This window comes from Pseudomonas xionganensis (assembly GCF_009763245.1).
GTDB lineage: Bacteria > Pseudomonadota > Gammaproteobacteria > Pseudomonadales > Pseudomonadaceae > Aquipseudomonas > Aquipseudomonas xionganensis.
In genome coordinates this window covers 612021-633444 of sequence record NZ_WKJZ01000001.1, presented here as the reverse complement: position 1 = coordinate 633444, position 21424 = coordinate 612021, and the positions used below count along the sequence as shown (strand labels likewise).

General features: G+C 63.1%; 19 protein-coding genes. 7 read left to right on the top strand and 12 right to left on the bottom strand.

What is annotated here, in order from left to right; all coding sequences use genetic code 11:
- Positions 1-33: 33 nt before the first annotated feature.
- From GJV18_RS02875 to GJV18_RS02855, 5 genes are all read right to left on the bottom strand, one after another.
- Positions 34-1125, bottom strand: a complete 1092-nt coding sequence (locus GJV18_RS02875; protein WP_160343215.1) for a polyamine ABC transporter substrate-binding protein — start codon at positions 1123-1125, stop codon at positions 34-36.
- A 70-nt stretch (positions 1126-1195) separates the two neighbouring features.
- Positions 1196-2290: a polyamine ABC transporter substrate-binding protein gene (locus GJV18_RS02870; protein ID WP_160343214.1), complete on the bottom strand. Its 1095-nt coding sequence runs from the start codon at positions 2288-2290 to the stop codon at positions 1196-1198.
- A 161-nt stretch (positions 2291-2451) separates the two neighbouring features.
- Positions 2452-3825 (bottom strand): aspartate aminotransferase family protein, encoded by a 1374-nt coding sequence (locus tag GJV18_RS02865; protein WP_160343213.1) that lies wholly within the window; start codon positions 3823-3825, stop codon positions 2452-2454.
- A gap of 220 nt (positions 3826-4045) precedes the next feature.
- Positions 4046-5404, bottom strand: coding sequence for a glutamine synthetase family protein (locus tag GJV18_RS02860; protein ID WP_160343212.1), 1359 nt, complete (start codon positions 5402-5404; stop codon positions 4046-4048).
- Between the two features lie 43 nt (positions 5405-5447).
- Positions 5448-6200, bottom strand: a complete 753-nt coding sequence (locus tag GJV18_RS02855) for a gamma-glutamyl-gamma-aminobutyrate hydrolase family protein (RefSeq protein ID WP_160343211.1) — start codon at positions 6198-6200, stop codon at positions 5448-5450.
- A 276-nt stretch (positions 6201-6476) separates the two neighbouring features.
- Here GJV18_RS02855 and GJV18_RS02850 point away from each other — a divergent pair, with 276 nt between their 5' ends.
- The 4 genes from GJV18_RS02850 (at position 6477) to aguA (ending at position 11376) form a co-directional block, all read left to right on the top strand.
- Entirely contained in the window at positions 6477-7856 is a 1380-nt protein-coding gene (locus GJV18_RS02850) for a glutamine synthetase family protein (protein WP_160343210.1), read from the top strand.
- 154 nt (positions 7857-8010) lie between these two features.
- Complete coding sequence (locus GJV18_RS02845) at positions 8011-9078, top strand: extracellular solute-binding protein (RefSeq protein ID WP_160343209.1); 1068 nt, start codon at positions 8011-8013, stop codon at positions 9076-9078.
- A 319-nt stretch (positions 9079-9397) separates the two neighbouring features.
- Positions 9398-10036, top strand: a complete 639-nt coding sequence (locus tag GJV18_RS02840; protein ID WP_160343208.1) for a TetR/AcrR family transcriptional regulator — start codon at positions 9398-9400, stop codon at positions 10034-10036.
- Positions 10037-10266: 230 nt separating this feature from the next.
- Complete coding sequence (aguA, locus tag GJV18_RS02835; protein WP_160343207.1) at positions 10267-11376, top strand: agmatine deiminase; 1110 nt, start codon at positions 10267-10269, stop codon at positions 11374-11376.
- 227 nt (positions 11377-11603) lie between these two features.
- Here aguA and GJV18_RS02830 read toward each other — a convergent pair whose 3' ends face one another.
- From GJV18_RS02830 to GJV18_RS02815, 4 genes are read right to left on the bottom strand one after another with little or no spacing between them, the layout of a single operon-like run.
- Positions 11604-11792 carry a YgaP family membrane protein gene (locus tag GJV18_RS02830; protein ID WP_160343206.1) on the bottom strand — a complete coding sequence of 63 codons (189 nt, stop codon included), beginning with the start codon at positions 11790-11792 and terminating at the stop codon, positions 11604-11606.
- A 13-nt stretch (positions 11793-11805) separates the two neighbouring features.
- Positions 11806-12225: a DUF6691 family protein gene (locus tag GJV18_RS02825; protein WP_160343205.1), complete on the bottom strand. Its 420-nt coding sequence runs from the start codon at positions 12223-12225 to the stop codon at positions 11806-11808.
- A gap of 2 nt (positions 12226-12227) precedes the next feature.
- Entirely contained in the window at positions 12228-12659 is a 432-nt protein-coding gene (locus GJV18_RS02820) for a YeeE/YedE family protein (RefSeq protein ID WP_160343204.1), read from the bottom strand.
- Entirely contained in the window at positions 12656-12982 is a 327-nt protein-coding gene (locus GJV18_RS02815; RefSeq protein WP_160343203.1) for an ArsR/SmtB family transcription factor, read from the bottom strand. Before GJV18_RS02815 ends, GJV18_RS02820 begins: the two co-directional genes overlap by 4 nt.
- Before the next feature lie 112 nt (positions 12983-13094).
- Here GJV18_RS02815 and GJV18_RS02810 point away from each other — a divergent pair, with 112 nt between their 5' ends.
- A complete protein-coding gene (locus GJV18_RS02810) occupies positions 13095-13556 on the top strand; it encodes an OsmC family protein (protein WP_160343202.1) in 462 nt (153 codons plus the stop codon).
- Positions 13557-13858: 302 nt separating this feature from the next.
- Here the strand turns inward: GJV18_RS02810 and GJV18_RS02805 are convergent, their stop codons facing one another.
- The 3 genes from GJV18_RS02805 to desA form a co-directional block, all read right to left on the bottom strand.
- A complete protein-coding gene (locus GJV18_RS02805) occupies positions 13859-15115 on the bottom strand; it encodes an OprD family porin (RefSeq protein ID WP_160343201.1) in 1257 nt (418 codons plus the stop codon).
- A gap of 435 nt (positions 15116-15550) precedes the next feature.
- Complete coding sequence (locus GJV18_RS02800) at positions 15551-16522, bottom strand: GGDEF domain-containing protein (protein WP_160345949.1); 972 nt, start codon at positions 16520-16522, stop codon at positions 15551-15553.
- 97 nt (positions 16523-16619) lie between these two features.
- The gene (gene desA / locus GJV18_RS02795) at positions 16620-17804 is read right to left on the bottom strand and encodes a delta-9 fatty acid desaturase DesA (RefSeq protein ID WP_160345948.1); all 1185 of its coding nucleotides are present in this window, start codon (positions 17802-17804) and stop codon (positions 16620-16622) included.
- 169 nt (positions 17805-17973) lie between these two features.
- On the opposite strand from desA, the gene dibA reads away from it, so the two are divergent.
- Positions 17974-20244, top strand: coding sequence for a phosphodiesterase DibA (dibA, locus tag GJV18_RS02790; RefSeq protein WP_160343200.1), 2271 nt, complete (start codon positions 17974-17976; stop codon positions 20242-20244).
- Between the two features lie 34 nt (positions 20245-20278).
- A complete protein-coding gene (locus GJV18_RS02785; protein ID WP_160343199.1) occupies positions 20279-21406 on the top strand; it encodes an HDOD domain-containing protein in 1128 nt (375 codons plus the stop codon).
- Positions 21407-21424 lie beyond the last annotated feature (18 nt).

Genomic DNA, 21424 nt, shown 5'->3' with positions numbered 1-21424 from the left:
TTGACGCCCGACCCCCGCGGCCGGGTGTTTGAATTATTGACCTGACTTGATCCGGCTCCAGGTCCGGGTCATCAGTCGTTGAACCTTGCTCGGCAACTCCGCCGAAATGTACAGCTTGTCCAACACCGCTTGTGGCGGATAAATCGCTTCGTCGTTGCGCATTTCCTCATCCATCAGCTCGCGGGCCGCGGGATTGGGGTTGGCATAACCGACATACTCGCTCACGCCCGCTATCACTTCTGGTTCAAGCAGGTAGTTGATAAAACTGTGGGCCTCACTCACGTTGGCCGCATCTACCGGGATGGCCAGCATGTCGAACCAGAGGTTGCCGCCTTCCTTGGGGATGACGTAGGCAATCTCGATGTTCTTGCCCGCTTCGTCGGCGCGGTCGGCGGCCTGCAGGATGTCGCCGGAGAAGCCGGCCGCCACGCAGATATCACCATTGGCCAGGTCACCGATGTACTTGGAGCTGTGGAAGTAGGTGACATAGGGGCGCACGGCCAGCAGCTTGGCCTCGGCCTGGGCGTAGTCATCCGGGTCGTGGCTATTGGGGTCCAGGCCCAGGTAGTTGAGCACCGACGGAATCATCTCGTCGCCGGAGTCGAGGAAGCTCACGCCACAGGTGGCCAGCTTGGCCATGTTCTCCGGCTCGAACAGCACGGCCCAGGAGTCGATCTCGTCGACACCGAGCACTTCCTTGACCTTGGCCACGTTGTAGCCAATGCCATTGGTGCCCCACAGGTAGGGCACGGAATACTGGTTGCCCGGGTCATTGGTCTGCAGCTGCTTGAGCAGCGCCGGGTCGAGGTTGTTCCAGTTGGGCAGCAGGCTGCGGTCGAGCTTCTGGAAGGCGCCCGCCTTGATCTGCTTGCCGAGGAAATTGTTGGAGGGCACCACCAGGTCATAGCCGCTACGGCCGGCCAGCAGTTTGCCTTCCAGGCTTTCATTGGAATCGAACACGTCATACAGCACTTTGATCCCGCTGGCCTGCTGGAAATCGGCCAGGGTGGTTTCACCGATATAGTCCGACCAGTTGTAGACATTGACGGTACGCTCCGCCGCCTGGGCAGCGGGAAGGGCGATGGCGGCGGCGGTCAGGCCGGCCAGCAAGGTGAGATGACGCATAGGGGGCTTCCTTATTTTTATGCTGAGTGATGGCGGGTAGACCCGCCATCACCAGGGTGTTGCTTGTTGCTTAACGGCCAGACTTGACCTTGGTCCAGCTGCGGGTCACCGCGCGCTGCACCGATGGGCTCAGCTGAGCGAAGGTGTAGAGCTTCTTGCTCGCCTCTTCGGTCGGGTAGATGCCCGGGTTGTTGCGGATTTCCTCGTCCACCAGCGGCGTGGAAGCGGCATTGCCGTTCGGGTAGGCCACATAGTTGGTGATCGGGGTGATGACTTCCGGGGTCAGGATAAAGTTGAGGAAGGCATGGGCGGCTTCGACGTTCTTGGAGTCGGCCGGAATGGCCATCATGTCGAACCAGGCAGCGGCGCCTTCCTTGGGAATGGTGTAGGCGATGTTCACGCCATTGCCGGCTTCTTCGGCACGGGCCTGAGCCTGGAACACGTCGCCGGACCAACCCACGGCCACGCAGATGTCGCCATTGGCCAGGTCGGAAATGTACTTGGAGCTGTGGAAATAGGTGATGTGCGGACGCACGCTCAGCAGCAGCTCTTCAGCCTTGGCCACGTCCTCGGTGCTGGTCGGGTTCGGCGGCAGGCCCAGGTAGTGCAGGGCGGCGGCGTAGACTTCATCCGGGGCATCGAGCATGGAGACGCCACAGGCCTTGAGCTTCTCGATGTTCTCCGGCTTGAAGACCACATCCCAGGAATCGATGGTGTCTACACCCAGGACTTCCTTGACCTTGTCGACGTTGTAGCCGATACCGGTGGTGCCCCACAGGTAGGGGAAGGCGTGCTCGTTACCCGGGTCGTTGTTTTCCAGGGCCTTCATCAGATCCGGGTTGAGGTTCTGCCAGTTCGGCAGCTTGCTCTTGTCCAGCTTCTGGAACACGCCCGCCTTGATCTGCTTGCCCAGGAACTGGCTGGACGGCACCACCACGTCATAGCCGGAATTGCCCGACAGCAGCTTGGCTTCCAGGGTTTCGTTGGAGTCGAAGACGTCGTAGACGACCTTGATACCGGTGGCATCCTGGAAGTTGGACAGGGTGTCTTCGGCGATATAGTCCGACCAGTTGTAAACATGCAGAACTTTGTCATTTGCCTGTGCGGCACTCGCTACAGCCCCGGCGAGGGACAAGGCAAGGAGGGTTTTGCCAAATGTTTTCATGCGTACTGCTCCTGTTGTCGTAGTGGTGTTCCAGAGTATGACGCGGTCTGGTTGTACGCCTGGGCGCATGACCAGACCAAGGCACTGGCGCAGTCTGGCAAGGACGCGACCGTTTTTCCAACCCCTGATTACAGGCTGTTGCAATAACGGCCGCGCCAGCATCAGCCCAGCACCTGTGCGGCGGTCAGGTCGAGACACTGACGTGCCTTGTCGACCAGCTCGTCGATCTCGGTTTTGCTGATCACCAGTGGTGGGGCGATGATCATGGTGTCGCCCACGGCGCGCATGATCAGGCCATTGGCGAAGCAGTGGCCGCGGCAGACCATGCCCACGCCAACGTCGCCGGAGAAGCGCTCGCGGGTGGCCTTGTTCTGCACCAGCTCGATGGCGCCGAGCATGCCGACGCCGCGCACTTCACCCACCAGCGGGTGATCCGCCAGTTCACGCAGACGCTTCTGCAAGTAAGGTGCCGTTTCTTCCTTGACCTGCTGAATAATTTTTTCTTCGCGCAGAATGCGCAGGTTTTCCAGGCCCACGGCGGCCGCCACCGGGTGGCCGGAGTAGGTGAAGCCGTGGTTGAAATCGCCGCCGGCATTGATCACATCGAACACCTTGTCGCTGACGATCAGCCCGCCCATGGGCACATAGCCCGAGGTCAGGCCCTTGGCGATGGTCATCAGGTCGGGCGCCAGATCGTAGTAGTCGCTGCCGAACCACTCGCCGGTACGGCCGAAACCGCAGATCACCTCGTCGGCGACAAACAGGATGTCGTACTTGGCGAGGATCTCCTTGATCCGTGGCCAGTAGCTGTCCGGCGGGATGATCACGCCACCGGCGCCCTGGATCGGCTCGGCGATAAAGGCGGCGACGTTGTCCACGCCCAGTTCGAGAATCTTCTTCTCCAGCTGGTCGGCGGCCCAGACGCCGAAGGCTTCCGGGCTCATGTCGCCACCTTCGCCGAACCAGTAAGGCTGCGGGATATGCTCGATACCCGGAATCGGCAGGTCGCCCTGCTCGTGCATGAATTTCATCCCGCCGAGACTCGCGCCAGCCACGGTGGAGCCGTGGTAGCCGTTGATGCGGCTGATGATGACCTTCTTGTTCGGCTGGCCCTTGCACGCCCAGTAATGGCGCACCAGACGCAGCATGGTGTCGTTGCCTTCCGAACCGCTGCCGGTGAAGAACACATGGTTCATGCCCTTGGGCGCCACCTCGGAGATCGCCTTGGCCAGCTCCAGGGCAGGCGGATGGGCGGTCTGGAAGAAGGTGTTGTAGAAGGCCAGCTCGCGCATCTGCTTGCTGGCGGCCTGCACCAGTTCCTCGCGGCCATAGCCCAGGGCCACGCACCACAGACCGGCCATGCCATCGAGAATCTTGTGACCTTCGCTATCCCAGAGGTAGACGCCGTTGCCGCGGGTAATGATGCGCGGGCCGGCCTCGGCCAGTTGCTGGTAGTCGCTGAACGGCGCCAGGTGGTGCTCGCGGCTCATGGCCTGCCACTGGAGGGTTTGCGGGTTGGTCACGGGTTTGCTCATTTCAACACCTATCAATAAGGCAATGTCCGGAAGATCTGCTGATGCGCGGATCGGCCTTCTGTGGGAGCGGCTTCAGCCGCGAATTTCGCGGATCAATCCGCTCCTACAGGGTGCGCAGCAGGTCACTCAGACACAGCCATCAATAAAGGGCCCGCCCTTCGCAGGCCCCCGCTATTCGTGGCCGCGTGCCGCGGGGATCACCCGCGGCAGCGGCCGGGTCTTACACCGACAGCAGCAGGAATTCACGCTCCCAGGAGCTGATTACCCGCTTGTAGTTCTCATGCTCGGCGCGCTTCACCGCGACATAGCCGCGCATGAACTTCTCGCCCAGGTACTTCTCGGCATCCTTGCAGGCTTCCATGCGCTCCAGGGCGTGCTCGATGGTGATCGGCAGGCGCAGATTGCGGCGCTCGTAACCACGGCCCTTGACCGGCGCGCTGGGCTTGACGTCGCCGACCATGCCCATGTAGCCGCACAGCAAGGATGCCGCCAGGACCAGATAGGGGTTGGCATCGGCGCCGGCCAGGCGGTTTTCCACGCGGCGGTTCTGCGGCCCGGCTTCCGGTACGCGCAGGCCCACGGTGCGGTTTTCCTCGCCCCATTCGACGTTTACCGGCGCCGAGGTATCGGGCAGGAAGCGGCGGAACGAGTTGACGTTGGGGGCGAACAGCGGCAGCAACTCGGGGATGTACTTCTGCAGGCCACCGATATGGTTGAGGAACAGCTGGCTCATGCTGCCGTCGGCATTGGAGAACAGGTTCTTGCCGGTCTTGATGTCCACCACACTCTGGTGGATGTGCATGGCGCTGCCCGGCTGATCGGTGATCGGCTTGGCCATAAAGGTGGCGGCCACGTCGTGCTTGAGCGCCGCTTCACGCATGGTGCGCTTGAACACGGTGATCTGGTCGGCCAGGTGCAGGGCTTCGCCGTGACGGAAGTTGATTTCCATCTGCGCCGGGCCGTCTTCGTGGATCAGCGTGTCCAGGTCCAGGCCCTGGAATTCACACCAGTCGTAAACGTCCTCGAACAGCGGGTCGAATTCGTTGGCCGCGTCGATGGAGAACGACTGACGACCTACTTCCGGACGGCCGGAGCGGCCCATCGGCGCTTCCAGCGGGAAATCCGGGTCGCTGTTGCGTTTGGTCAGGTAGAACTCCATTTCCGGTGCGACGATGGGCTTCCAGCCCTTGTCGGCATAGAGCTTGAGCACATTCTTGAGAATGTTGCGCGGCGACAGCTCGATGGGGTTGCCCTGCTTGTCGAAGGTGTCGTGAATCACCATGGCGGTGGGCTCGATGGCCCAGGGCACCATAAATACGGCGTTCTCGTCCGGACGGCAGAACATATCGATGTCGGCCTCGTCCAGCAGGTCGTAATAGATATCGTCCTCGACATAGTCGCCGGTCACGGTCTGCAGCAGCACACTCTCGGGGAGGCGCATGCCCTTCTCGTCGAGGAACTTGTTGGTCGGCGAAATCTTGCCACGGGCGATGCCGGTAAGATCGCTGATCAAGCATTCAACTTCGGTGATTTTGCGTTCTTTCAGCCAGCTCGAAAGCTGGTCTAGTTTGGTGCTCATAGAGACCTCAGGGTTGGTGAGAGGCGACTTATATATAGTCGTCTCAGCGTTGCCCCGCCTTCTTCCTGCAAGCCTCACCAAAGGCCTGGAAGATGGCGAGATAATTCGGGTTGGATCGTACCTGCCATTCGGGATGCCATTGCACCCCCAAGGCAAAGCTTTTGGCGCCTTCGACGGAGAAGGCTTCGATCAACCCGTCAGGCGCCAGCGCTTCTACGTGAAGGCCCGGCGCCAGACGTTCAACGCCCTGGCCATGAATGGAATTGATCATGAACTCGCGCGGCAAGCCGATGCCGTCGAGCAGCCCGCCCGGCTGCACATGCAGCAGGTGACGCAGGCCATATTGCTGATCCGCTGGCAGCCCTTCGGGCTCGCGGTGATCCATGTAGCCTTCGACCTCCTGCACCTTCTGGTGCAGGGTGCCGCCGAAGGCCACGTTCATCTCCTGAAAACCGCGACAGATGCCGAGCACCGGAATGCCTCGGGCAATTGCTGCTTTAATCAAGGGAATAGTGGTGCTGTCGCGGGCCGCATCGTGCAGGGTGCCGGGCTCGCTAGCCGGGCCGCTGTAGTGATGAGGCTCGACATTGGAGGGCGAGCCGGGAAAGACCAGGCCGTCGATATGATCGAGCAGATAATCCTGATCGACCTGATCGCCCAGCGCCGGGATGATGATCGGCATACCGCCGGCTGCATGCACGACAGCCTGCAGGTACTTGTCACCCGCGGTGTGGTAGATGTTGTGCCCGATCTGCTTGGTGCAGGCACTGACGCCGATGATCGGCTGGCGAGACATGAGACACCCGTTTTATTGCTGTTATGGGTTTGAGCCGAGCTTAGCCTTGTTCATTTTTTTTCACAATAGCCATGTAAAAAATCGAACACAGGCCACTGAGCACCGCGACCGGCAAGGCTTCACGCCGGCAGCGCATGACCCACGGCGCCCTGAAATTGGTCGTGACGCCCTCTTTTAGGGCAGAATAGGCCTCTCTTGACAGTCACAAGTGTTTAAGATTGACTCATACCCATGCATTTGCATGATTGATATTTTTAACAAGAAAGGTGTTGCATCATGTCGGTACCCCCGCGTGCCGTTCAGCTTAATGAAGCGAACGCGTTCCTTAAGGAACATCCTGAGGTCCAGTTCGTCGACCTTCTTATTGCAGATATGAACGGCGTGGTACGCGGCAAGCGTATCGACCGTAACGCACTGCACAAAGTGTATGAAAAGGGCATCAACCTGCCCGCCTCGCTGTTTGCCCTGGATATCAATGGCGCCACCGTGGAAAGCACCGGCCTGGGCCTGGATATCGGCGATGCCGACCGTATCTGCTTCCCCATCCCCAACACCCTGTGCAATGAGCCCTGGCAGAAGCGCCCCACCGCCCAGCTGCTGATGACCATGCACGAACTGGACGGCGCGCCCTTCTTTGCCGACCCGCGGGAAGTGCTGCGTCAGGTGGTGGAAAAGTTCGATGACATGGGCCTGCGCATCTGCGCCGCCTTCGAACTGGAGTTCTACCTGATCGACCAGGAGAACGTGAACGGCCGCCCGCAGCCGCCGCGCTCGCCGATGTCGGGCAAGCGCCCGCATTCGACCCAGGTGTACCTGATCGACGACCTCGACGAGTACGTCGACTGCCTGCAGGACATTCTCGAAGCCGCCAAGGAACAGGGCATTCCGGCCGACGCCATCGTCAAGGAAAGCGCCCCGGCGCAGTTCGAGGTCAACCTGCATCACGTCGAAGACGCGATCAAGGCCTGTGACTACGCCCTGCTGCTCAAGCGCCTGATCAAGAACATCGCCTACGACCACGAGATGGACTCAACCTTTATGGCCAAGCCCTACCCGGGCCAGGCTGGTAACGGGCTGCATGTGCATATCTCGCTGCTGGACAAGAAGACCGGCAAGAACATCTTCGCCGCCGACGATCCCCTGCAGAACCAGCCGCTGCGTCACGCCATCGGCGGCATCCTCGACACCATGTCGGCGACCATGGCCTTCCTCTGTCCCAACGTGAACTCCTACCGCCGTTTCGGCGCGCAGTTCTACGTACCCAACGCGCCGAGCTGGGCCCTGGACAACCGCACCGTGGCCGTACGCGTGCCCACCGGCAGCGCCGATGCCGTGCGCATCGAGCACCGCGTGGCCGGGGCCGATGCCAACCCCTACCTGATGCTGGCCTCGATCCTCGCCGGTATCCACCACGGCCTGACCAACCAGATCGAGCCGGGTGAGCCGATCGAGGGCAACTCCTACGAGCAGCTGGAGCAGAGCCTGCCGAACAACCTGCGCGATGCCTTGCGCGAGCTGGACGACAGCGAAGTGCTGAACAAGTACATCGACCCGAAGTACATCGATATCTTCGTGGCCTGCAAGGAAGCCGAGTTGCAGGAGTTTGAAACCACCATTTCCGACCTTGAGTACAACTGGTACCTGCACACCGTTTGACGCCATACCCAACGCCGGCCCTTGCGCCGGCGTTGTTTTATCCAAGCCACTCCGACCTTCTGGTTGCCGGCCCTCGCCTGCGACAAGCCAGCGGCTTGCCTGCAGAAAGAGCAGGCAGCCACGACCCGGACGGATCAATACAGGGGAGAAACCGATGCGCCGCCTACTTACCGCCCTCCTGGCCCTGCCCCCACTGCTGCTGCCATTGCCGGGCCTGGCCGAAGATGTCCTGCGTGTGCACAACTGGAACGACTATATCGCCCCCCAGGTGCTCAAGCGTTTCGAACAGGAGACCGGTGTGCGCGTGGAGTACCGCACCTACGCCACTGCCGAGGAACTGGACGCGCTGTTCGCCAGCGGCGAGCCGATGGACATCGCCGTGCCCTCCCACGATGTGCTGCCGACCCTGCTGAAAAACAATCAACTGCAAGCCCTGGATGTCAGCCAGCTGCCCAACCGCCAGCATCTGGACAAGCAGCTGCTCAGCGCCATGGCCGCCCACGACCCCAACAACCGCCACGCCGTGCCCTACCTCTGGGGCGCCGTGGGCCTGGCGATCAACACGCCGCAGGCCGAAGCCGCCTTCGGCGGGCCGCTGCCGGACAGCTGGAGCCTGCTGTTCGACGCCGAACAGAGCAGTCGCCTGGCCAGCTGCGGCATCAGCGTGCTGGACGCCTCCAGCGAAACCCTGTCGCTGTTGCTCAACTACCAGGGCCGCAGCCTGGTGCGCAGCGCCCCGAGCCGCATCGAGCGCTCGGCCAAGCTGCTCGGCGAGCTGCGCCCCAACCTGCGTTATGTGGACAGCGAGCGTTATATCGATGACCTCAGCAATGGCCGTCTGTGCGTCGCCATGGCCTGGGTCGGCGACGCCCTGGCCGCCGCCGATGCCGGTCAGCCGGTGCGCTTTCTGGTGCCGAATGAAGGCTCGGTGATCTTTATCGACAACCTGGTGATCCCGGCCAACGCCCAGCGCCCGGATCTGGCGCACCAGTTCATCAACTTCCTGCTGCAGCCGGAAGTGGCCGCCCTGATCACCACCGAGACCCTGTTCCCCAACGCCAACGCCGACTCCGCCGCCTTCCTCGACGAAGCCCTGCGCAACCAGCCCGGCCTCTATCCGGATCGGGAAACCAAGCGCCGCCTGTATGCCACCGACCCGCTGCCGGAAAAGCACAGCGCCGCAGTGGAAAGCGCCTGGGCGCAGTTTATTGGCACGCCGTAGGACGGACATGCCAGCGGCAGTTGTAGGGTGGATGGCGCTTTACCCATCCACCAGCCGCAAACCCCATGGTGGATGAAAAGAGCGTCATCCACCCTACCGGGCTAGGCATCCAAACCGCAGCCCTATGGCCACCTCGGCCATAGCGTAGGGTGGATGTCGCTTTCTACATCCATCGTACCGCTGACGGTGCTTGCCCAAAGGCTTGAAACCGCTGCGCGCTTTTCCAGCCTGCTGACAGACGATCACTCGCCCTGCCCAGGCTTGCCTTGAGCCGCAGCCCTGGCGTCCAATAGCGGCTTCGCCTGCCCAGAGAATCGCCATGAGCCGCCCTGCCACTGCCCGCAAACCCCGCGCCAGCAGCCAGACCCGCATCGCCGGGATTCTCGCCGCCGCCCGCGAACTGCTGGCCGAACAGGGCGTGGCCAGCCTGTCGATCTACGCCGTGGCCGAACGGGCGGCGATTCCACCCTCCTCGGTCTACCACTTCTTCGCCAGCGTGCCGGCCCTGCTCGAAGCCCTCACCGCCGATATCCATGCTGCCTTCCGCGCCAGCCTGGAGCTGCCGGTCGAGCATGACGGGCTGCGCGACTGGCGCGACCTGTCGCGTATCGTCGAGCAACGCATGCTGGCCATCTATGCCGCCGACAGCGCCGCCCGCCAGCTGATCCTGGCCCAGCATGGCCTGGCCGAGGTGACCCAGGCCGACCGCCAGCACGACCTGGAACTGGGCCGACTGATGCAGCACCTGTTCGAGCGTCATTTCGCCCTGCCACAACTGCCGACAGATATCGATGTCTTCGCCCTGGCCATGGAACTCGGCGACCGCGTCTATGCCCGCTCGGTGCAACTGCACGGCGCCATCACCCCGCGCATGGCCGAGGAAGGCATGCGCGTGTTCGATGCCTACCTGGGCCTGTATCTGCCGCCGTACCTGCCCAAGCGACTGCAGCCCCTCTAAGCAGCCCAGCACCCGCCGGGCAGATAACATCTCGACCTATATCCGATAAAAATCCGATAAAAAGCCGGTCTATTTATAATATTGCCTTTCAATACCGATTTTTATCGGATATAAATCTGCAAAAGCGCTGCCGCATGGCGCCGCCGTGCAGCGGCGACTAGTTTTAAACAACCCACCCTGCCTCTCACCCCCGGTGAAGAGCAGGCCCAACCCTAGACCCGGTGCCCACTATGACCACCCTGACCACCACCCCGCGGGCCGACGGCTTTCGCATGCCGGCCGAATGGGAACCCCACAGCCAGACCTGGATGGTCTGGCCCGAGCGTCCGGACAACTGGCGCCTGGGCGGCAAGCCGGCCCAGGCTGCCTTCAGCGCCGTGGCCCATGCCATTGCCGAATTCGAGCCGGTCACCGTCTGTGTCTCTGCCTCCCAGTACGAAAACGCCCGCGCCCGCCTGGATAGCGAGCGCATTCGCCTGGTGGAAATCAGCACCGACGACGCCTGGGTGCGCGACACCGGCCCCACCTTTGTCACCAATGACAGCGGCGACGTGCGTGGTGTGGACTGGACCTTCAACGCCTGGGGCGGCTTCGACGGCGGCCTGTACTGGCCCTGGCAGCGCGACGATCAGGTGGCGCGCAAGGTGCTGGAAATCGAGCGCTGCCAGCGTTACCGCACCGAAGGCTTCGTGCTGGAAGGCGGCTCCATCCATGTGGATGGCGAAGGCACCCTGATCACCACCGAAGAGTGCCTGCTCAACCGCAACCGCAACCCGCAGATGAGCCGCGAGGATATCGAGGCGGTGCTGCGCAGCCATCTGGCGGTGGATACGATCATCTGGCTACCGGACGGCCTGTACAACGACGAAACCGACGGCCACGTCGACAACTTCTGCTGCTACGTGCGCCCCGGCGAGGTGCTGCTGGCCTGGACCGACGACCCCAGCGACCCCAACTATCCGCGCTGCCAGGCGGCCATGGCCGTGCTGGAAAACGCCCGGGATGCCAAGGGCCGTCAGCTGACCGTACACAAGATGCCGATCCCCGGGCCGATCTACGCCAGTGACGAGGAATGCGCCGGGGTCGACCTGGTGGACAGCACCCAGGAACGCGATCCGTCGATCCGCCTGGCCGGCTCCTACGTCAACTTTCTGATCGTCAACGGCGGCATTATCGCGCCCAGGTTCGACGACCCGAAGGACGCCGAGGCCGAAGCCATCCTCAAGCGCATCTTCCCCGCCCACCGGGTGGTGATGGTACCGGGCCGGGAGATACTCCTGGGCGGTGGCAATATCCACTGCATCACCCAGCAGCAACCGGCGCCGCAACAGCGCTGTTGAAAAACTACCTGCGTTGCCATTGCTACGTTAAAAACAGGCTCAGAAAGCCGCTTGCGGCTAACGCACTTCAGTGCGGCCCCGAAGGGGCGAGCGAAGCGAGTAATGCTCATTTACAGCTCGTAAACTCCGCTTCTTCGCCTGTTTTTGCCTTGCACTGGCTGCCTCGCCTACGTTTTTCAACGGCTAACAAGGCTAAGCCGGCGCCCATCCAGGCGCCGGCTAGGTCATCAGGACTTCTTGCAGGTATTGATGCCCAGCAGCGGATAGGCCGGGCAGAAGCGGAAGACTCCGGTGGCCAGCGGCACCACACCGATCAGGCCCCACAGGCCGATCACGCCGGACAGGCTGAGGCCGATCAGCACCAGGCCGGCGGCGATACGCAAACTGCGATCCAATGTACCCACGTTGCTTTTCATGATGATCTCCCGATCAAGAGGCGCGCCGGGACTCCAGCGCGTGGAACAGCCCCATACCAGCCAACATGGCCAGCACGAAGACGATGATCTGCCAGTGCCCGGTGAGCAGAATGGCCACAGCCGGGCCCGGACAGATACCGGCGATACCCCAGCCGATACCGAACAGCAGGCTGCCGCCGATCAGGCGTCGGTCCAGCTCGCGCTTGACCGGCAACTGCATCGGCGCCCCCAGCAGCGAGGTGGCGCGCGTACGCGCCCAGGTCAGAGGGCCGGCCGCCACGCCGATGGCGCCCGCCATGACCAGGGCCAGGGACGGGTCCCAGACACCCGCCAGGTCGAGAAAGGCCAGTACCTTGGCCGGGTTGGCCATGCCGGCCAGCAACAGGCCAAGACCGAAGAGCAGGCCCGCGAGAAAGGCAACCAGTTTGCGCATGCTCAAGCCCCCAGCAGATGACGGATGATGTAGACGGTGGCAAAGCCCGCGGCCATAAACACCAGGGTCGCCACCATGGAGCGCGGCGACAGACGCGAGATGCCACAGACGCCATGACCGCTGGTGCAGCCCGAGCCATAGCGGGTGCCAACGCCGACCAGCAGCCCGGCCAGTACCAGGCCCAGCCAGCTGCTGTGAAACTCGATCACCGGCAACGCGGCAAACAGCCCCCAGAGCAGCGGTGCCAGTAACAGCCCGAGCAGAAACAGGGCCTTCTCGCCACGCCCCTCGCCGCCCTCCAGCACGCTGCCGAGCAGGCCACTGATACCGGCGATACGGCCGTTGCCCAGGACAAACAGACTGGCCGCGAGGCCAATCAGGGCCCCGCCCGCCAGGGACGCCCAGGGGGTGAAGTTGATCCAGTCGATACTCATGTTGCCGTGCCCTCACAGAACAGCTGATACAGGGTGTTGATCACCGCCAGGGCCGCCGGGCTGCAGATGCGGTAATAGATCTGCTTGCCCTCACGGCGGGTATCCACCAACCCCTCACGACGCAGTACCGCCAACTGCTGGGACAGGGTCGGCTGCTGGATACCGAGCAACGCCTCCAGTTCACTGACATTGCGCTCGCCCTGGGACAGCTGGCACAGCAGCAGCAGACGATCCGGGTTACCCAGCGCCTTGAGCAGCTGCCCGGCGGCACCGGCATTGGCGCGCAACTGCTGGATATCGAGAATGGGTTCGTGGCTGGACATGGCTCACCTTTCACTTAAGACAAATACAATTTATGTTTTTATATATTATTCTTCAAGCCCCATTCGTCCAGTACTGCTTAACTGCAGTGATCAGCCCGCGAGGACCCCGCCCATGAGCGAATCCAGCTTTATCCGCCTCAGCCTGCAGCAACAGGCCGATTACCGCTGCCTGCTGCAATTCGACGACGCCACCCCGCCGCTGCTGGCCGATGAACCACCACCGCTGGGTCAGAACGCCGGCCCCAGCCCGGTGCAGTTGCTGCTCAGTGCAGTGGCCAACTGCCTGACCGACAGCCTGCTGTTCGCCCTGCGCAAGTTCAAACAACAGGCCGAACCCCTGAGCTGCCGGGCCAGCGCCGAGGTCGGACGCAATGCGGAAAATCGCCTGCGGGTGCTGGCCATCGAGGTGGAGCTGCAACTGGGCAGCCCGGCCGAGGGCCTGGAGCACCTGGGGCGCATCCTCGATCAGTTCGAGGGCTTCTGCACCGTGTCGCAAAGCGTGGCCGGAGCCATTCCCATCCAGCTGCGCGTGCTGGACAGCCAGGGGCAGCTGCTTAAGGGACCCAAGGCGTAGGCAGGCGAACAGGCCAGAACGCGGATGCAAAAAGCCCGGCGCAAAGGCCGAAATGCGGTTCAGTTAAGGTCGAGCGCGTTTCGCTCCCCTCGCCCATTCATGGGAGAGGGGCCGGGGGAGAGGGTTGAAAACGCCGCGAGCCTGGCCGTTTTCCCCTCTCCCTAACCCTCTCCCCATAGGGGCGAGGGGACTTTCGCGGCCGACCGAAGCTTATGTGAACAGCATGACGGCACAGAGGCCGGGCTTCGCTCCTGGGCATAGCCACCGCACAAAGGATGCAGCAGAGCACGGCGGCCCGAGCCTCAGAAAAGCGGCAGGGTATAGCTGACGATCAGGCGGTTCTCATCGGCATTGGTGCCGAAGTTGGAGCGGGTGCTGGCGTTGCGCAGACGCAGGCTGAGGTTTTTCAGGGCGCCTTCCTGGAACACGTACATCAGCTCGGTGTTGCGCTCCCATTCCTTACCCTCGGAGCGGTTCGCGCCCAGTTCGACGTTATCGCCGCTCAGGTAGCGGGTCATAAAGGTCAGGCCGGGGATGCCGATGTTGGCGAAGTTGTAGTCGTAGCGCAGCTGCCAGGACTTCTCGTCCTGGTTGGCGAAATGACCGATCTGCACATAGTTGACCAGAAAGGGGTCGGTGCCATCGAGGTAGGCGAAGCCGGTATCGCCGCTCATCTGCTGGTAACCCAGGCCCAGGCCGTGACCATAGGCCGAATAGGTGAGCATGGCGCCCAGGGCCTTGTTGTCGACGTTGCTGCGGCTGCCGTCGGTGGAGCGGGCGTAGCGCAGGTCGGTCTTCAGGCTCTGCTTGTCGGCGATGGGCAGTACATGCACCAGATTCAGGGAGTGCTGCTTGTACAGGTCCTCCAGCTCGGAATAGTAGTAACCGGCGGTCAGCTCCGGGCTGATCTTGTAGCTGCCGCCGATAAAGCTGAAGGAGTCGCTGGTGGCGCCACCCGTGGTGGTGATGCCGCGACGCCCGCCGGTGGTCAGGGCGCTGTCCTGGTAATCATTGGAGTGACGGTTGTTGACCTCGCGGATATGCCCGGCGTCCAGGGTCAGGCCGTCGATCTCCTGGGACAGCAGATGGCCGCCCTGGAAGATCTGCGGCAGCAGGCGGCCGTCACTGGAGGCAATCGCCTGGTTCTTGAACTGCATCTGGCCGACGCGCAGGGTGCTCTTGGACAGCTTGGCCTTGGCCGCAACGGCCAGGCCGGAGTAGTTGTCCTGGGAGCCGCCGGAGCGATCCGGCACCAGCAGGCCGCTGCCGGCGGTGCCGTCACCGGAATCCAGCTTGAAGCCGAAGGTGCCGATGGCGTCCAGGCCGAAGCCCACGGTGCCTTCGGTGTAGCCGGACTGGGCGCGCAGGATAAAACCCTGGGCCCATTCTTCCTGCTTGTGCTGCGTGGCACCCGGCTGGCGGAAGTCGCGGTTGAAGTAGAAGTTGCGCGCTTCGACACTGGCCTTGCTGTCTTCGATAAAGGCGGCAGTGGCCACTTGGCTCAGGGACAGGCCCAGGGTGCCGGCGGCGACGGCCAGCGCCAGGGAGGTCTTTGTCATTGTCATTTCTCCAGTTGGGGTGGGTTGCATATCGGCGCGCACAGCTACGGCAGGCGCACACCGAATTCGGGAGCTGGTTGCAGCCAGGCCGGCCCGCGCAGGGCAGCGGGCCGGGAGGGCAATCAGGCAGGAATCAGCTGGGCGCGCCGGGGTAGGCGACGGAATGGGGAAGACGGGCGAAACAGGGCGGGCAGTGCGCATGCATGGTGGAGGTCTCTGCGTTCTTATTCTGGGCGGTTAAGGCCGCCATCTTGTGCAGGGCACTACGCAGATACTGTGCCAGGCCTCGGATGTGCCAAGGTGATGGCTCTATAACGGGGGTTTCAACAGTTTTGCAGCGCTCAGCCGAGGACTCGGCAGCACATTCGGTCGGCGGATACTCGCCGAGCGCCATGGGTCACTGGGCGGATATTCGCCAATACGCGCGGGGGCGCCTTAATCCACCACGATCTGATTCTTGCCCTGGCTCTTGGCCCGGTACATGGCCGCATCGGCCCGGGCATAGAGGTCATCCAGACGCTGATCGGAGGGGCGCAGGTGGGTCAGACCCTGGCTCAGGGTCAACTGAAAACTCTGCCCGGCATGACTGAAATTCAGGCGGCGCACATCGCGCTGCAGACGCTCGGCGATCTGCAGGGCCAGGGCCGGCTCGCAGCGGGGGAACAGGGCGGCGAATTCCTCGCCGCCGATACGGCCGAACAGATCACCGCGGCGCAGGGTACTGGCCCCGGTGTAGGCCAGGCGTTGCAGCACCTGATCGCCCATCTGGTGGCCATAGCGGTCGTTGATCTGCTTGAAGTCATCCAGATCCAGCAGGAGAAAGGCCAGGGGGCTGCCGTATTCCCTGGCCTGCTCGAACTCGCGCTGAGCGCATTCGAAGAAATGCCGGCGATTGCTGCTCTGGGTCAGCACATCGGTGGTGGCCAGGCGGTGCAGTTCGCCCTCCAGCTGCTTCTTTTCGGTAATGTCCTCGGCGATGCCGACGATGACGTGTACCTCGCCGTCCGGGCTTTCGCGGCTGACAAAGCACTTGTCGCTGAGCCAGCGCAGCTCGCCGTCGCCGCGGATAATGCGGTACTCCCGGGCTTCCACGGCGCCGCTCTGCAGCACCTGGGCAAAGCTTTCGGCGGCGTAGTCCAGGTCATCCGGGTAAATCGCGTTGCGCCACTGCTCGTAGCCGGCAAGCAGCAGCTCTGCCGGGCGGCCGAAGATGCGCTCATAGGCCGGGCTGACGTAGATCACCCGCTGCGCGTCCCAGTCGAAGGCCCACAACACGGCATTGACGCTGCCCAGCAGGGTACTGAACAGCTGCTCACGCGCCTGCAATCGCGCCACCTCGGCACGGCAATGCAAGAGCGCCAGGGTCAACTCCTCATGTTCGAGTCGCTGCTTGTCCGTTTCATCCATCACGGCACCCATCCCGCCAATAGCCCGGCTATCCAGTCAGCATATGCCAGAAACAACAAACCCGCCTGACAGGCGGGTTTGTTGTTGGACGCACCGATCAGGCCGCGCTGGGGCGCAACGAGTAGGTCTTGAGCTGCTCGGCGAAGTCACGCAAGGACTGGATGCCACTGGCCTCGGCCTCGTGCACCCACTGCTTGATGGCGTCGAGCATTTCATGGCCGTTGGCGCTGGTTCTGACCCAGATCTGCTGCAGGGCCAGGCGCTTTTCGTAGATCACCTTGAGGGCCTGGCTCTGCTCCAGCATCTTCTGGATGCGCTGCTGATGGCTTTCATCCAGCAGGCTCGGCTCGCGGGCCAGCAAGCGCTTGGCGCGATGGAAATGATGACGCACCGAGGCATCGGCCTTGAGCAGCTCCTGCTTGACCAGCGGGGCGATCACCAGCTTGCGGTACTGCGCCATGATCTGGAAGCGGTTGTTGAGGATGGCCATGGCGGTGTCCATGTCCAGGCTGCGCTTGCCCTCGACGCGGTGGGCGATGGGCGCCACGCGCTGCACCTCGGCCAGGCCGAAGAAGCTGAACAGCTTGATCCAGGCCCAGCCCATGTCGAACTCCCACTTCTTCACCGACAATTTGGCGCTGTTCGGGTAGGTGTGGTGGTTGTTGTGCAGCTCCTCACCGCCAATCAGGATGCCCCAGGGCAGCAGGTTGGTGGCGGCATCGCGGCACTCGAAGTTGCGGTAGCCGACGGCATGGCCGAGGCCGTTGATCACCCCGGCGGCCCACACCGGAATCCACATCATCTGGATCGCCCAGACGGTCATGCCGAGCACGCCGAACAGGGCCAGGTCGATGATCGCCATCAGGGTCACGCCGCCGATCGGATAGCGGCTGTAGACATTGCGCTCGACCCAGTCGTCCGGGCAGTTCTTGCCATAGATGCGCAGGGTTTCCTGATTCTTCGCCTCCTCCTGATAGAGTTCGGCACCCTTGCGCAGTACGGTGCCCAGGCCCTTGATCACCGGGCTATGCGGATCGTCCTCGGTTTCACACTTGGCATGGTGCTTGCGATGGATGGCAGTCCACTCGCGGGTGTTCTGGCCGGTGGTCAGCCACAGCCAGAAACGGAAGAAGTGCTTGAGCGCCGGGTGCAGTTCCAGGGCGCGGTGCGCCGAGTAGCGGTGCAGGTACACCGTGACGCTGACGATGGTGACGTGCGTCATCAGCAGGGTGACCAGGATCAGTTGCCAGACCCCGAGGTCGAGTAAGCCGTTGTACCACATGGTGTCGAGTGCCTCGTACAGAAGAAGATGCGGCTGCTCAAATAGCATGCATCGCGGTTCATTATCCCTGACTCAGGTCAGAAAACCAGTTGGTCTTTTGCATAAGAATGCCGCCCCCGTCGCAGCATCTATAATGACCGCCAATACCCAAAGGACGCGCTGCCCCCTAATGAATCTCTCACAAAGCGCCTGGCGCCTGACCCTGATCTATCTGTTGGCAGCCGGAAGCTGGGTACTGTTCAGTGACGCCATGCTGGCCTCCCTCGGCCTCAGCATCGAACAACTGGAGCGTCTGCAACTGGCCAAGGGCCTGGGCTTCGTCCTGCTCACGGGGATGCTGCTGTACGGCATCCTGCACACCTACCAGTACCAGCAGCGCCTGGCCAATCGTGCCCTGCACAACAGCGAGCGGCGCCTGCAACGCGCCCTGCAGGCGGCCGGTGATGGCACCTGGGACCTGCACCTGGGCAGCGAGACCCTGCAATTTTCCGCCGGCTATGCCGAGCTGCTGGGCCTGAGCCTGGCCGAGCTGGGCAACAGTCACAAGCACTGGCTCAGCCTGCTGCACCCGGAAGACCGCGAGCTGTACCAGTACAACCTCAGGCAACTGCTCAGCGCCCCCACGGCGCAGCCCTACGATGTCACCTACCGCATGCGCCACAAGGACGGCAGCTATCGCTGGATCCAGGCCCGCGGCCAGTTGCTGGTGGACGACAGCGGCCACCCCGAGCGCCTGACCGGCACCGCCAGCGACATCACCCAGCGGCGCAATGATGAAGACAGCCTGCGCCAGGCCGCCGCGGTATTCGACGCCACCCAGGAAGGGGTGCTGGTCACCGATGCCCAACAGCGTATCGTGCACAGCAACCCGGCCTTCAGCCGCATCACCGGCTACAGCCAGGAGGAAATCATCGGCCTGCAGCCCAGCCTGCTGAAATCCGGCCGGCATGACGCCGCCTTCTATCACAGCATGTGGCAGGCCCTGGAGAACCGTGGCGCCTGGAGCGGCGAGGTGTGGAACCGCCGCAAGAATGGCGAGGTGTACCCGCAGTGGCAGAACATCCGCGCCATCCGCGACGACAAGGGCGAGATCAGCCACTTCGTTGCGGTGTTCTCCGACATCAGCGCGCTCAAGCGCTCCCAGCGCGAACTGGACTACCTGGCCCACCACGACCCCCTGAGCAACCTGCCCAACCGCCTGCTGTTCACCGAACGGGTCGAGCATGCCCTGGAGCGGGCCAAGCGTGACGACCGCCGCGGCGCCGTGCTGCTGGTGGATCTGGATCACTTCAAGCACATCAACGAAAGCCTCGGCCACAATATCGGCGACCTGCTGCTCAAGGAGGTGGGCGAGCGCCTGGCTCTGCAGCTGAGCCCGGGTATTACCCTGGCACGTCTGGGCGGCGACGAATTCGGCCTGCTCTGCGAGGACTGCACCAGCGCCGAAAGCGCCACCGGCATGGCTCAGCTGGTGATGAGCTGCCTCAAGCAGCCCTTCAATGTCATGGGCCAGGAGCTGTTTATCAGCGCCAGCATCGGCATCAGCCTGTTCGATTGCGACAGCCAGGACGTGGCCCAGGTGCTGCGCAATGTCGATTCGGCGCTGTTCAAGGCCAAGAGCAGCGGCCGCGAGGGCTACGCCTTCTACACCGAGGAGCTGACCCAGTACGCACGCCAGCGGGTCGAGTTGGTCAGCGCCCTGCGCCATGCCCTGGAGCACGATGAGCTGCGGGTCTACTACCAGCCGCTGATCTGCCTGAAAGACCAGCGCATGATCGGCGCCGAAGCCCTGGTGCGCTGGCAGCACCCCCAGCGCGGCCTGGTGCCGCCGGGGGAATTTATCCCGATTGCCGAGGAAAGCGGCCTGATCGGTGCCATCGATGCCTGGGTACTGGAGCACGCCTGCCGGCAGATGGTGGCCTGGCAGGCGGCCGGTACGCCGCTGCGTTTTGTCGCGGTGAACGTCTCCAGCCGCATGTTCAGCCGCGGCGAGCTGGATCTGCGGGTGGCGCGGATACTGGCCGAAACCGGCCTCGACCCGGCCCTGCTGGAGCTGGAGGTGACCGAAAGCGCGGTGATGGACAACCCCGACGCGGCCCTGGCCCTGCTTGGCCGCCTGCGCGAGCTGGGTGTGCGCCTGGCCATCGACGACTTCGGCACCGGCTACAGCTCCCTGGCACGGCTCAAGCGCATGCCGGTGCACAAGCTCAAACTCGACCAGAGCTTTGTCCGCGGACTGCCCCATGATCAGAATGATGTGGCCATTACCCGGGCGGTGATTGCCCTGGGCCACAGCCTGGGGCTCAAGGTCCTGGCCGAAGGCATCGAGCAGGCCGAGCAGGTCGAGTTGCTTTTGGCCCTGGGCTGCGATCATGCTCAGGGCTACTACTTTGGCCGTCCGCAACCGGCCGGCGAACTGCTGAACCTGTCCAGCGCCTGAACACGCTCGATCTTCCCCGCTATTGGAATGGCTTATGCGCGTACTGATTCTCGAAGACGATGCCTGGATTGCCGACCTGCTCAAACAGATCGTCCACAGCCTGCGCCCCACCGCGCGCATCAGCTGCGCCGGCCGCGTGGATGAGGCCCTCAGCGAATGGCAGCGCGCGCCGGTCGATCTGGTGATCTGCGACTGGAACCTGCCCGATGGCCCCGGCACCCAGCTGCTGGAGCAGATCCGCAAGCAGGACAGCCAGATCCCTCTGGTCATGATCACCGGCCGCGCCGACCGCAACAGCGTGCTGGAAGTACGCCCGCTGCATATCAGCGCCTTTATCAGCAAACCCTTCCAGATGCCCAAGGTACTCGACTGCCTGGATCGGCTCCTGCCCTCGGTGGACCTCGATGCGCCAGCAGAGCACGCTCCCAGCAGCAGCTTTGCCGAGTTTCTCGCCAGCCGGGCCAACGATGAGCTGGATATACCCCTGCAACCCGGCACCCTGGCCAAACTCAAGGCCCTCGGCCAGCAACCCGCCGACCTGCGCCAGCTGCTCGGCCTTGGGCGTGACGAGCCGGCCATCACCGCACGCCTGCTGGCGGCGGCCAATAGCGCCCAGTACAGCAGTGGCGGCGCCCTCTGCCTGAGTCTGCCCCAGGCCCTGCAGACCCTGGGCGCGGCCACCAGCCTGAATATCGCCCTGGGCCTGAGCCTGAACCCTGTCGCCGAGCTGGAAGACGCTGAGCTCAGCCTCCAGGCCCAGGCGCAATACGAGCAGATCCAGGCCCTGTGCCGCCGCCTGGCGGAACTGGCCCAGCAGTGCCGCCTCGATCCGGCACCGCTGCACAGCGCCGCCCTGCTGCATCGCATGGGTGAGCTGTGCGTGCTGCAGCAGGCCCAGCTGTGGCGCAACAGCGGTCAGGAACTGGATCTGGAAGCGCTCGACAAGAGCCTGCGCGGCAGCAGCAGTGAACTGGCTGTTCGCCTTAAGATGCACTGGCGCCTGCCCAACTCGCTGCGTGAGCTGATCGGCGCTTGCTATGCTCTACCGACCATCAACACCAAACGCGAAGCCATTGTCATGCACCTGGCCGCCAGCGAGCTGAGCCCGCAACAGGATGGCGCCAAACTGGCGCGCCTGCGGCGCCTGGCCGGGTTGAGTTAACCATCCATAACAAGAGCC

Excerpts from the sequence above, each read along its gene's own strand:
- GJV18_RS02875 (WP_160343215.1), bottom strand. The coding sequence starts at position 1,125 with ATGCGTCATCTCACCTTGCTGGCCGGCCTGACCGCCGCCGCCATCGCC.
- GJV18_RS02870 (WP_160343214.1), bottom strand. The coding sequence starts at position 2,290 with ATGAAAACATTTGGCAAAACCCTCCTTGCCTTGTCCCTCGCCGGGGCT.
- GJV18_RS02865 (WP_160343213.1), bottom strand. The coding sequence starts at position 3,825 with ATGAGCAAACCCGTGACCAACCCGCAAACCCTCCAGTGGCAGGCCATG.
- GJV18_RS02860 (WP_160343212.1), bottom strand. The coding sequence starts at position 5,404 with ATGAGCACCAAACTAGACCAGCTTTCGAGCTGGCTGAAAGAACGCAAA.
- GJV18_RS02855 (WP_160343211.1), bottom strand. The coding sequence starts at position 6,200 with ATGTCTCGCCAGCCGATCATCGGCGTCAGTGCCTGCACCAAGCAGATC.
- GJV18_RS02850 (WP_160343210.1), top strand. The coding sequence starts at position 6,477 with ATGTCGGTACCCCCGCGTGCCGTTCAGCTTAATGAAGCGAACGCGTTC.
- GJV18_RS02845 (WP_160343209.1), top strand. The coding sequence starts at position 8,011 with ATGCGCCGCCTACTTACCGCCCTCCTGGCCCTGCCCCCACTGCTGCTG.
- GJV18_RS02840 (WP_160343208.1), top strand. The coding sequence starts at position 9,398 with ATGAGCCGCCCTGCCACTGCCCGCAAACCCCGCGCCAGCAGCCAGACC.
- aguA (WP_160343207.1), top strand. The coding sequence starts at position 10,267 with ATGACCACCCTGACCACCACCCCGCGGGCCGACGGCTTTCGCATGCCG.
- GJV18_RS02830 (WP_160343206.1), bottom strand. The coding sequence starts at position 11,792 with ATGAAAAGCAACGTGGGTACATTGGATCGCAGTTTGCGTATCGCCGCC.
- GJV18_RS02825 (WP_160343205.1), bottom strand. The coding sequence starts at position 12,225 with ATGCGCAAACTGGTTGCCTTTCTCGCGGGCCTGCTCTTCGGTCTTGGC.
- GJV18_RS02820 (WP_160343204.1), bottom strand. The coding sequence starts at position 12,659 with ATGAGTATCGACTGGATCAACTTCACCCCCTGGGCGTCCCTGGCGGGC.
- GJV18_RS02815 (WP_160343203.1), bottom strand. The coding sequence starts at position 12,982 with ATGTCCAGCCACGAACCCATTCTCGATATCCAGCAGTTGCGCGCCAAT.
- GJV18_RS02810 (WP_160343202.1), top strand. The coding sequence starts at position 13,095 with ATGAGCGAATCCAGCTTTATCCGCCTCAGCCTGCAGCAACAGGCCGAT.
- GJV18_RS02805 (WP_160343201.1), bottom strand. The coding sequence starts at position 15,115 with ATGACAAAGACCTCCCTGGCGCTGGCCGTCGCCGCCGGCACCCTGGGC.
- GJV18_RS02800 (WP_160345949.1), bottom strand. The coding sequence starts at position 16,522 with ATGGATGAAACGGACAAGCAGCGACTCGAACATGAGGAGTTGACCCTG.
- desA (WP_160345948.1), bottom strand. The coding sequence starts at position 17,804 with ATGTGGTACAACGGCTTACTCGACCTCGGGGTCTGGCAACTGATCCTG.
- dibA (WP_160343200.1), top strand. The coding sequence starts at position 17,974 with ATGAATCTCTCACAAAGCGCCTGGCGCCTGACCCTGATCTATCTGTTG.
- GJV18_RS02785 (WP_160343199.1), top strand. The coding sequence starts at position 20,279 with ATGCGCGTACTGATTCTCGAAGACGATGCCTGGATTGCCGACCTGCTC.